This is a genomic window from Pseudomonas sp. MUP55 (assembly GCF_034043515.1).
Classification (GTDB): Bacteria; Pseudomonadota; Gammaproteobacteria; order Pseudomonadales; family Pseudomonadaceae; genus Aquipseudomonas.
The window spans coordinates 2,051,541-2,062,260 of sequence record NZ_CP138214.1; the positions used below are offsets into that span (position 1 = coordinate 2,051,541).

The 10,720-nt window shown below is 60.5% G+C and carries 8 protein-coding genes and 1 rRNA gene; 6 read left to right on the plus strand and 3 right to left on the minus strand.

The window, feature by feature from the left end; all coding sequences use genetic code 11:
* Nucleotides 1-59 precede the first annotated feature (59 nt).
* Nucleotides 60-175: ribosomal RNA gene (gene rrf, locus SC318_RS09340) — 5S ribosomal RNA — on the plus strand.
* A gap of 258 nt (nucleotides 176-433) precedes the next feature.
* Nucleotides 434-2,326: a penicillin-binding protein 2 gene (mrdA, locus tag SC318_RS09345; RefSeq protein ID WP_320430526.1), complete on the plus strand. Its 1,893-nt coding sequence runs from the start codon at nucleotides 434-436 to the stop codon at nucleotides 2,324-2,326.
* Between the two features lies 1 nt (nucleotide 2,327).
* On the opposite strand, the gene SC318_RS09350 is transcribed toward mrdA, so the two are convergent.
* Nucleotides 2,328-2,729: a GFA family protein gene (locus SC318_RS09350; RefSeq protein ID WP_320430527.1), complete on the minus strand. Its 402-nt coding sequence runs from the start codon at nucleotides 2,727-2,729 to the stop codon at nucleotides 2,328-2,330.
* Between the two features lie 99 nt (nucleotides 2,730-2,828).
* On the opposite strand from SC318_RS09350, the gene SC318_RS09355 reads away from it, so the two are divergent.
* Nucleotides 2,829-3,296, plus strand: a complete 468-nt coding sequence (locus SC318_RS09355) for an SRPBCC family protein (protein ID WP_320430528.1) — start codon at nucleotides 2,829-2,831, stop codon at nucleotides 3,294-3,296.
* 45 nt (nucleotides 3,297-3,341) lie between these two features.
* Here SC318_RS09355 and SC318_RS09360 read toward each other — a convergent pair whose 3' ends face one another.
* Nucleotides 3,342-5,543, minus strand: a complete 2,202-nt coding sequence (locus SC318_RS09360) for a TonB-dependent receptor (protein ID WP_320430529.1) — start codon at nucleotides 5,541-5,543, stop codon at nucleotides 3,342-3,344.
* A 206-nt stretch (nucleotides 5,544-5,749) separates the two neighbouring features.
* On the opposite strand from SC318_RS09360, the gene SC318_RS09365 reads away from it, so the two are divergent.
* From SC318_RS09365 to SC318_RS09375, 3 genes are all read left to right on the plus strand, one after another.
* Entirely contained in the window at nucleotides 5,750-8,107 is a 2,358-nt protein-coding gene (locus tag SC318_RS09365) for a DNA polymerase II (protein ID WP_320430530.1), read from the plus strand.
* Between the two features lie 48 nt (nucleotides 8,108-8,155).
* Nucleotides 8,156-8,788, plus strand: a complete 633-nt coding sequence (locus SC318_RS09370; RefSeq protein WP_320430531.1) for a glutathione S-transferase family protein — start codon at nucleotides 8,156-8,158, stop codon at nucleotides 8,786-8,788.
* A gap of 153 nt (nucleotides 8,789-8,941) precedes the next feature.
* Nucleotides 8,942-9,523: a DUF4174 domain-containing protein gene (locus SC318_RS09375; RefSeq protein WP_320430532.1), complete on the plus strand. Its 582-nt coding sequence runs from the start codon at nucleotides 8,942-8,944 to the stop codon at nucleotides 9,521-9,523.
* Between the two features lie 153 nt (nucleotides 9,524-9,676).
* Here SC318_RS09375 and SC318_RS09380 read toward each other — a convergent pair whose 3' ends face one another.
* Nucleotides 9,677-10,720, minus strand: coding sequence for an acyltransferase family protein (locus SC318_RS09380; RefSeq protein ID WP_320430533.1), 1,044 nt, complete (start codon nucleotides 10,718-10,720; stop codon nucleotides 9,677-9,679).

Genomic DNA, 10,720 nt, shown 5'->3' on the forward strand with positions numbered 1-10,720 from the left:
TGTCACATGCCCAATTTGCTGAAGCGAGGCCGTCTGGCCACGACTCAGTACCCGAATTTCTTGACGACCATAGAGCATTGGAACCACCTGATCCCATCCCGAACTCAGTAGTGAAACGATGCATCGCCGATGGTAGTGTGGGGTTTCCCCATGTGAGAGTAGGTCATCGTCAAGATTAAATTCCAGAACCCCTGTTTGCTAACGCAGACAGGGGTTTTGTTTTGGGCGGTCGAAAATCGACGCCCCTCCCATTCGCCCTGTCAGGTGTGTTCGGCACCCCGCCTGCGCTTTCTGGATGATGAAATAACCCGCCGTTAAGGGAAATCGATTCAAAGTGTTTCTGCATTTTTGGTATGGTGCAGCACATTTTGACAAGGATTGATCTGTATCCGCAGGACGCGACGTCGACCTTATTCAACGAGATGCTGTAGAAATGCCTGAACCGATACCGATCAAGGACCACGAAAAAGAAAACCGTCTGGTCAACAAGCGTTTGCTCGCGTGCGCACTCTTGGTGATTGGCATCACCTGCGCCCTGGTGGGGCGGATGTACTTTCTGCAGGTGGTGCAATACGACTACCACTCCACGATTTCGGAAAACAATCGCGTCCACGTACTGCCCATCACCCCAACTCGGGGCTTGATCTATGACCGCAACGGCGTGGTCCTGGCGGACAACCGACCCAGCTACAACCTGACCATTACCCGCGAGCGCACCACCGACCTCAAAGGTGAGTTGGACGCCATCGTCAGTCTGCTGCACCTGCCCGCCGAAGACCGTGCCGTGTTCGACAAAGCGCTCAAGCAGGCTCGCCATCCGTTCGTTCCCGTCACGCTGTTCTACGAGCTGAACGAAGAGCAAATCGCCGTGTTGGCTGTCAACGAGTTCCGTCTGCCGGGTGTGGACGTTGAGCCTCAATTCGTCCGCCATTACCCGCTAGGGGCGCACTTCGCTCATTCCATCGGCTATGTCGGACGAATCAACGAGAAAGAGTCCAAGGCCCTCGACTCAGTGGAGTACCGCGGTACCCAGTCCATCGGCAAAACCGGCATCGAACGCTTCTACGAGTCTGAGCTGCACGGTCACGTGGGTTATGAGGAAGTCGAAACCAACGCACAGGGCCGAGTACTGCGCGTGCTCAAGCACACGGACCCGATCCCCGGCAAAAACATCGTCCTGAGCCTCGACGTGAAGCTTCAGGAAGCCGCTGAAGAAGCCTTGGGCGATCGTCGTGGTTCTGTGGTTGCCCTGGACCCGCAAACCGGTGAAGTGCTGGCGATGGTCAGCAAGCCAAGTTTCGATCCGAACCTGTTCGTCACCGGTATCAGCTTCAAGGAATATGCCGCGCTGCATGATTCCATCGACAGACCGCTGTTCAACCGCGTGCTGCGCGGCCTGTATGCGCCAGGCTCCACCATCAAGCCTGAAGTGGCCATCGCCGGGCTCGACAGCGGTGTCGTTACCCCGCAAACCCGTGTGTTCGATCCGGGTTACTACCAGTTGCCGGATTTTGATCACAAATACCGCAACTGGAACCACAGCGGCGACGGCTGGGTAGATATGGACGCCGCCATCATGCGCTCCAACGACACCTACTTCTATGACCTGGCCCACAAGCTCGGCATTGATCGCCTGCATGATTACCTGGCCGAATTCGGCCTGGGGCAGAAGGTGTCCCTGGACATGTTCGAAGAGTCCGCCGGCCTGATGCCTTCTCAAGCCTGGAAGCGCGCGACGCGCCGCCAACCCTGGTTTCCGGGCGAAACCGTGATCCTGGGTATCGGCCAGGGTTATATGCAGGTCACGCCGCTGCAGCTGGCCCAAGCCACTGCGCTGATCGCCAACAAGGGTGTATGGAACCGACCGCATCTGGCCAAGACCATCGACGGCGCGCCACCGGTAGATGAGAACCCCATGCCCAACGTAGTCCTCAAAGACCCGCGTGACTGGGAGCAGGTCAACCACGGCATGCAGCTAGTGATGCACGACCCGCGCGGTATCGCCCGTGCGGCTGCCCAGGGTGCGCAATATCGCATTGCCGGCAAGAGCGGTACCGCGCAGGTGGTGGCAATCAAGCAGGGTGAGCGCTACAACCGCAATAAGACCTTGGAGCGTCATCGTGATAACGCCTTGTTTGTCGGCTTTGCGCCAGCCGAGCATCCGAAGATCGTGATCTCGGTGATGATTGAAAACGGTGAAGCCGGTGGCCGTGTGGCAGGTCCGGTGGTGCGCCAGATCATGGATGCCTGGCTGCTCGACCAGGACGGTCACTTGAAACCGCAATATGCCACGCCAGCCAAAGCGCCTGGCGACCCTCACGTCTAAGTCACGCTTCCCATTCGCGCCAGCGCTCCACGCCGTCATAGGCCAGCCAGGGCACATCATGGGCTGTCCAGATATGCGCGGTGGGCCTGGCGCCCGGATCATCGTCCAGCGTCGCCACCCGCACGATGACGTGAGGCTGGTGCGCGCGTTCGGCGATCAGATGCGAGCCGCAGCGCGAACAGAAGTGGCGCTGTTTGCCCGGCGATGACTCAAACGAGGACAGCCACTCTTCACCGTGCGTCCAGCGAAAGTGCTCGCGCATCACCCCGGCGGTGGCCACGAACGCTGCCGCGTGCGCCTTGCGGCAGCTGTCGCAATGGCAGTGGCTGATGGGCATGTCCAGACGGTCCACTTGGTAGCGCACACCTTTGCACAGGCAACTTCCATTCAACGGTTCAGTCATAACCTATGGCCAGGTCAAGGATGGGGTCATCATCATCGCGCATAACCCAAGGTTGCGCATTGGTCGATGTCGCCTAGTGTTCAATGGAGGAGGTGACTTATGCACGTATTAGATCGCATCGAACGAAAAGTCCTGCTCAACGCATCACGTAAACAGGTCTGGGAAGCGCTCACGAATGCTGAGCAATTTGGCGACTGGTTTGGTGTCGCCCTCAAGGGAAAAACCTTTGCTGTCGGCGAAACCATCGAAGCGCCGATTACTTACCCAGGCTACGAACATGTCGTGTGGAAAGCCAAGGTCGAACGCATGCTGCCGCAGACCCTGTTTTCTTTCTGGTGGCATCCCTTTGCAGTAGACAACAGCGTCGACTACGACAAGGAAACCCCGACGCTGGTGGAGTTCACCATTGAGGATCGTGCGCCCGGCATCCTGCTGCGGGTGGTCGAGTCCGGTTTTGACAAGATACCCCAGGCGCGTCGCCAGAAAGCGTTCAAAATGAACTCTCGGGGCTGGGATGAGCAGATGGGCAATATCGAAAACTACCTGAACAAGCCTCGGCGGGCCTGACCCGAACGGGCATCACGGCTGATGCCCGTACCCAGCCGGCGTGATTTAGAAATCAATCGTCGCCGACAGCTTCGCCACACGCGGGTCACCCTGACTCAGGAAGCCGCCCTGAGCCGATTCCCAGTACTTTTCGTTGGCAACGTTTTCCAGCGTTGCACCGAGCGTCACCTCACGCTGCTCCAGCGCAAAGGTGTAGCGTGCGCCCACATCGAAGCGGTTCCACGCCGGCAGGCTCAGGTTGTTCGCCGCGTCGGCATACTGGCCGCCGGTGCGCAGCATACGACCATTGAGGGTCACGCCTTGCAGGCCGGGCACGTCCCAATCCACCCCGGCGTTGAGCTGGAATGAAGGCACCCCGATGGCGCGGTTGCCGTCGTTGGCACCGTTGAGGGTTCCCTTGAGCTCAGTCTTCATCAGCGTCACCCCACCCAGCAGGCGCAGGCCATTTACCGGTTCGCCGAACACGTTCAGTTCGACGCCTTTATTGATCTGCTGGCCTTCACGCACATAGCGCGCCGTGGTGGCATCGATCACTTCGGCATAGCCCGCGCCAGGCTGCTCGATACGGTACACACCGAGGGTTGCGCCGTAGGTACCCATGTCGACCTTGACGCCCGCTTCGATCTGCTTGGAGCGAGCGGGGGCATAGGCTTGCCCGCCACCGATGACCGTGCGGTCGCCGGATTTGAGTGGCGAGGTCGGGCCCTGGGCCAGGCCTTCGATGCGGTTGGCGTACAGAGACACGTGCTCCCACGGCTTGAACACGATGCCGTAGACCGGTGTGGTGATCGACTCGTCGTAGTTGGCCGTGCGCGTACCGCTCATGTAGTTGTAAGCCTGCACCACCATTTGCTGGCGACGTGCGCCCACCGTGACCAACAGACGGTCATCGAAGAAGCCAAACGTGTCGGAGACTGCGGCGCTGCGCACGAATGTCTTGCCGGTAATGGTCGGGTCGCTGAAGTCGGTGCCAGGGGTGTTGCGCGGCGTATTGAGCGTAGGTGCTGCGCCGGTCACCGGGTTGTAGATGTTGGTCGCGCTGGGCGAGCCGTTGAACACGTAGGCGTTGCGCGCCTGGGTCCAGATGCCGGCCAGGCCAAGGTTGAGTCGATGGCTGACGGGGCCGGTCTGGAATTTGCCGTTCAACCCGGTCATTAAACTGGAGTTGTCTTCTTCGTGCGCGATGGTCGAGCGGCTGGAGGTGGCATTGCCCAGGTTGTCGGTCAGGGTAATCGAAGAGTATCGACCCATTTCTCGGCTGTGTTTGACACCGCCTGCTGCGTAAGCCGTCCAGTTTTCAGTCAGGTCGTACTCGGCGCGCAGCATGCCGAAGGTGTCTTCAAGGTTGGTGCTGCTCCAGCTCGGCGCGTAGTTGGTATCCGCCGAAGGCGCGTCCGGGACGTGGGTCGCGGTACCCAGGAACAGCGAGTTTCGCCCGCCATTGATGCGCTGCTTCTGGTACACAAAATCGCCCGACAAGCGCAACGCATCGCCACGGTAATCCAGGCCGACCGCAAACAGTTTCGAACGCTGGTTTTCGTCGTCAATCCCCGTATCGCCTTCGCGTTGGGACAGATTGACCCGAGCGCCAAAACGATTGTCTTCACCAAACCGCTGCCCGATGTCCAAATGCTCGCCCACCCGGCCATCGCTGCTGATGTCCGTGCTGAACCGACGCAGCGGCGCGTCACCGGCGCGCTTGGATTGCAGGTTCACACCGCCGCCGATCCCCGAGCCGGTCGGCGTTACGCCGTTGATGAATGCGTTGGGCCCCTTGAACACTTCCACACGCTCCAGCGCGTCTGTGGACATGATCTGGCGTGGAAGGATGCCGTACAAACCGTTGTAGGAGATATCGTCGCCGTTCAAGGGTAAGCCACGGATCATGAACGTCTGGGCCTGGTTCGCGAACCCCGATGCCTGGCGCACGGAAGAGTCGTTGAGCAACACGTCGCCGATGGTTTCGGCCTGCTGGTCGCGAATCAGTTGCTCGGTGTAAGAGGACATGCTGAACGGCACGTCCATGATGTCCTGATTGCCCAGTACACCCAGTTGGCCACCCCGGGCAACCTGTCCGCCGGCATACACCGCAGGCAACGCATCAAGTGCGGGGGCCTGGGCATCGATGCGCGTTGCATCCAGCTCCAGCGCGTTGCCCGTATCGGCATGCGCGGCAACGCTCAGGGCGCAGCAAAGGGCGAGCAGGGTGGGGCGAAAGGGCACAGCGAGTCGGGCACAGAAGGGCATGATCGGTCCTGACGGCGAACCGTCAACTATGAGGAAGGGGCAACAATCGATGCGCTTCCTCACTGCGCGGATACGACTCCGGTGCAAATGATAGTAATTGTTATTCATGTCTTGCAACAAGTTTGTGAGATCGCAGTTAACGTGCCGCCTTTATCCGGATGCCGAGTAGAATCACGCCCTGAACGCGATTCTTGAGGTGCGGTACGGTGGATTTACAGCAGGGGTTTGTCCTGACCCGGCATTGGCGCGACACCCCGGCGGGGACGGAGGTCAGTTTCTGGCTGGCCACCGACCAAGGGCCTCGGTGTATTCGTCTACCCGTGCAAACCTCGGTGGTGTTTATTCCCGAGGCCTTTCGCAAGCCGCTGGATTGGTTGCTCAAGGGCGAGCGCGACATTGAATTGCGTGCCTTGCAGTTATGCGATTTCCATCACCGACCGGTCCTGGGCCTCTACGCCCGCCAGCACCGCCAGTTGATGGATATCGAGAAACGCCTGCGCGCCGCCGGGGTGGATGTCTACGAAGGCGATGTGCGTCCGCCTGAGCGCTACATGATGGAGCGTTTCATCACCGCCCCTGTCTGGTTCGGCGGTTCGCCGGATGCCAGCGGTACGCTGCTCGAGGCGCAGATGAAGCCCGCGCCTGATTACCGCCCGGCTTTGAAGCTGGTCTCCCTGGATATCGAAACCACCGCCCAGGGCGACCTGTACTCCATCGCCCTCGAAGGGTGCGGCGAGCGCCAGGTGTACATGCTCGGGCCGCCCAACAAAGCCTGCGCAGTGGATTTCAAACTCGACTATTGCGACACCCGCGCCCAACTGCTCGAACGCCTGAACCAGTGGCTGGCCACCCATGACCCGGATGCGATCATCGGTTGGAACGTGGTGCAGTTCGACCTGCGTGTGCTGCATGAACATGCCCAGCGCCTGAACGTGCCACTTCTGCTGGGGCGTGGCGGTGAAGCCATGACCTGGCGCGAACACGGCAGCCGCAACCATTACTTCGCTGGCGCAGCAGGCCGGCTGATCATCGACGGCATCGAGGCCCTGCGCTCGGCCACGTGGAGTTTCGAGTCGTTCAGCCTGGAGAACGTCGCGCAGACCCTGCTCGGTGAGGGCAAGGACATCTCCACGCCATACCAGCGAATGGACGAAATCAACCGCATGTTCGCCGAGGACAAGCCCGCACTGGCGCGCTACAACCTCAAGGACTGCGAGTTGGTCACGCGGATTTTCGAGAAGACCGAGCTGCTCAAGTTCCTGCTGGAACGCGCCAGCGTCACCGGGCTGCCGGCCGACCGCAATGGCGGCTCGGTCGCCGCGTTCACCCACCTCTACATGCCGCTGATGCACCGCCAGGGCTTCGTCGCGCCCAACCTCGGCGACAAGCCACCCCAGGCCAGCCCCGGCGGGTTCGTCATGGACTCGCGTCCCGGTCTCTATGAGTCGGTGCTGGTACTGGACTACAAAAGCCTGTACCCGTCGATCATCCGCAGTTTCCTGATCGACCCGGTGGGCTTGATCGAAGGCCTCAAACATCCCGACGACAGCGACTCGGTGCAAGGCTTTCGCGGTGCGCGTTTCTCCCGCACCCGGCATTGCCTGCCGTCTATCGTCACGCGGGTTTCCGAAGGCCGCGAAGTGGCCAAGCGCGAACACAATGCACCGCTGTCCCAAGCCCTGAAGATCATCATGAACGCCTTCTACGGCGTGCTCGGCTCCAGCGGTTGCCGGTTCTTTGACACCCGGCTCGCGTCCTCCATCACGATGCGCGGGCACCAGATCATGCGTCAGACCCGGGAGCTGGTGGAGGCACAGGGCTATGAAGTGATTTACGGCGACACCGACTCCACCTTCGTCTGGCTCGGCAGCGCCCATTCGCTGGAGGACGCCAGCCGCATAGGCCAGGCGCTGGTGCAGCATGTCAACGATTGGTGGCGCAGCCATCTGCACACCGAGTACGGCCTGCACAGCGCCCTCGAACTGCAATACGAAACCCATTTCAGCCGCTTCCTGATGCCGACCATTCGCGGCGCGGAGGAGGGCAGCAAGAAGCGCTACGCCGGCCTGGTGGTGCGCGACGATGGCAGCGAAGAGATGGTCTACAAGGGTCTGGAGACCGTGCGCAGTGACTGGTCGCCCCTGGCGCGGCAATTCCAGCAGGAACTCTACCAGCGCATCTTTCATCGTCAGCCGTATCAGGATTATGTGCGCGAGTATGTGCGCCGTACCTTGAGCGGCGAACTTGATGAGCTATTGATCTACCGCAAGCGCCTGCGCCGCCCGTTGCATGACTACGAACGCAACGTCCCACCCCATGTGCGTGCCGCGCGGCTGGCCGATGAATACAATGACCGCCTCGGGCGCCCGCGCCAGTACCAGCGCGGCGGCTGGATCAGCTACCTGATCAGCGTCAACGGCCCGCAGCCGCTGGAAGTGCAGCAAGCGCCTATCGACTACGATCATTATGTGACCCGCCAATTACAGCCTGTGGCTGACGCCATCCTGCCGTTCGTGGACGATGATTTTGGCACCCTGGTGGGCGGGCAGATGGGCCTGTTCTAAGCCATCGGCCGCACGGCCTGTAACCCCGCAGCTTTGGAGGAAACGCCGATGTATACGCTTTATGGCACTGACGAATCCGGCTCGTGCATGATCGAAATCGCGTTGCAGCGCTGCGCTGTACCGTGGCATCGCGTGGACGCCAGTTCCTGGCACGACGGCGAGGGTAGCGAAGCCCTGGCGCGCATCAACCCCCTCAAGCAGATCCCCACCCTGGTCACCCCCGATGGCCAGGTGCTGACCGAAAGCGCCGCCATTCTGATCCACCTGGGCCTCGAGTATCCCGATGCCGACCTCTTGGCCGGCAACCGCGCACAGATCCTGCGTGGCCTGCTGTACATCGCAGCCAATTGCTACAGCGCCATCGGCATCATCGACTACCCGCAACGCTGGCTGGGCGATGCCGATCAAACCCTGCAAGCGCAACTGGCGACCGGCACGCGGCGCTATCTGCATCAGGCCTGGGTCGTGTTCGCCGATCAGTTTGCCGACCAACTGTTCGCGCCCGATAACGTACCCAATGCACTGGGCATCATGGCTGCGGCGGTGTCGCGTTGGGATGACGCCCGCGAGGTGCTCCGTAACCTGGCGCCGGGCTTTGCCCAAACCCTGGAGCGGGTGGATGCCGATCCGGTTGTGGCGCCTGTGTTCGCCCGTCACTGGCCGCAATGGCAGGTCCCGTAATCAGAAGAAACAATGACCCACGTCACCCGCCAATCCCTTGCGCCGCGGGCATCCTGACCCACGCTTCTCAATGTGACGTAGGAATCATCCTTGAATTTGGCTGTCGCAGACATGAAACTCAAGAACCCTGCATGGAATTCAAAGGAGGTGCGCATGCTCATCCGGTCGCTGACCCTGGCTACCTTGATGGCTTTTACGGGGCCGTTGTTGGCTGCTGATGATAATCCGCTCAAGCTGGAGTTGGGCAAAACCCGCCCTCTGGTGGTGGTGGAACTCGATGCGGGTAACCCGACGTTGGCCACGCTCAGGAAACAACTGGAGGAGCCTGCCATCAAGCAGTCCTTCGAAGAGCGCAGCATGGTGTTGTACACCGTGAAGTTTGGCAGCATCGGCGCCGAAGGCGAGAAGTTCGCCAAGGACCCCAAGGACAGCAAAAAGCTCACACCGCCTGAAACCAATGCCCTGATCCGCGCCCTCAAGCTCGGCGTCGGCAGCGGCACCAAGGTGATTCTGGTCGGCAAGGACGGCGAGAAGAAACTCGAGAAGACCGTGCCGCCCGATAGCCTGGACCTCAAAGCGTTCTACAGCGCTATCGACCAGATGCCGATGGCCGAGAAAGAAGCCGCTGCCGCGCCAGAACCCGAGCCCGCCGCGCCTGCGCCGACCAAGGGTGGCAAACCCGCCAAACCCGCCAAACCTGGCAACAAGTCCGCACCGCAACCACTCGACGATTGAAATCCATAACCCTGTAGGAGCGAGCTTGCTCGCGAAAAATGCCCAGGCCCCGCGTTTATTCTGGATAAACGTGAGAGCCCCTGAATTCTTCGCGAGCAAGCTCGCTCATACAAGGGATTAGGGCAGGCCACTCCACGTTAGTCAGTCGCGCAATTAAGGTTTTGCTGCCTTGCGCACTGGAAACGGAAAGTAGAAGAACCGCAGGAATGCCACCCGCTTGATCACTTCCCCGATCAGCAACGGCACCACCACCCCCACCCCAAAGCCCACGCAGGCTGCCATGAAAGGATGCAGGCCGAACCGCTCCATCAGGTCGAAGGTCTTGTGCTGAATCTCGCCGTGGAAGATCAACACGATCAACGTCGACTGGCCGATGTAGGTCATCGCCCGGGTCAGCACGGTCGACACCATCAGCACCCGTGCCAGCGCCCAGCACGCGTACACGCCGATCACCGCCAGCAGGCTGGTCCACAACCAGTGGTCGTAGCGGCGTTGGGCCAGGTCCATGGTGTCGTGGCTGTAGATAAATACCGCAGCGAACAGCACCAGCGAGATCAGCAGGGTCAGCAGCGAGCCTTCATGCCGGCGCAGCCAGTCGCGCAGCAGGTAGCCGTAGATAAAGTAGGTGCTGCTGATCAGGGTCACGTCGAGGCTGAAGGGCAGACCGGGCAAGGACCAGGTCTGTTCGCCGACGGTGACCGGCACTTGCCAGAACCAACGCAGCATCCAGATGCCGAGCAGCAATTGCGCGCCGATCAGCAGACAAGCCGCCAGCAACGGCAGCTTCAGGCGCTGGATCAGTCGCAGCATCAACCAACTGAACAGGATGGCTACCCAGAAGTGCGGCAAAAACCACAATGCCTGCCACGGGATGGTGTCCACGGAGGCGTACAGCACGCCGCCGATGTCGGGCAGCAACGGTTGCCCGCGCAGAACATCGCGCACGATCACGTACGCCAGCATGGTGAAGAAGAACGGCTTGAGCAGGCCATCGGCCTTGCGCACGGCCATTTCCACGAAGGGCTGCTCGGGCTTGAAGAACACCCCGGATAAAAAGAAAAACAACGGCAGCACGAACGACGCCAGGATCGGGTACATCAAGTCCAGCGAGTTGGCGACAAACCAACTATGGCCAAACACGATAATCAGGATACCGATGCCTTTGGCGATATCCATTTGAATCCAACGATGTTTCAT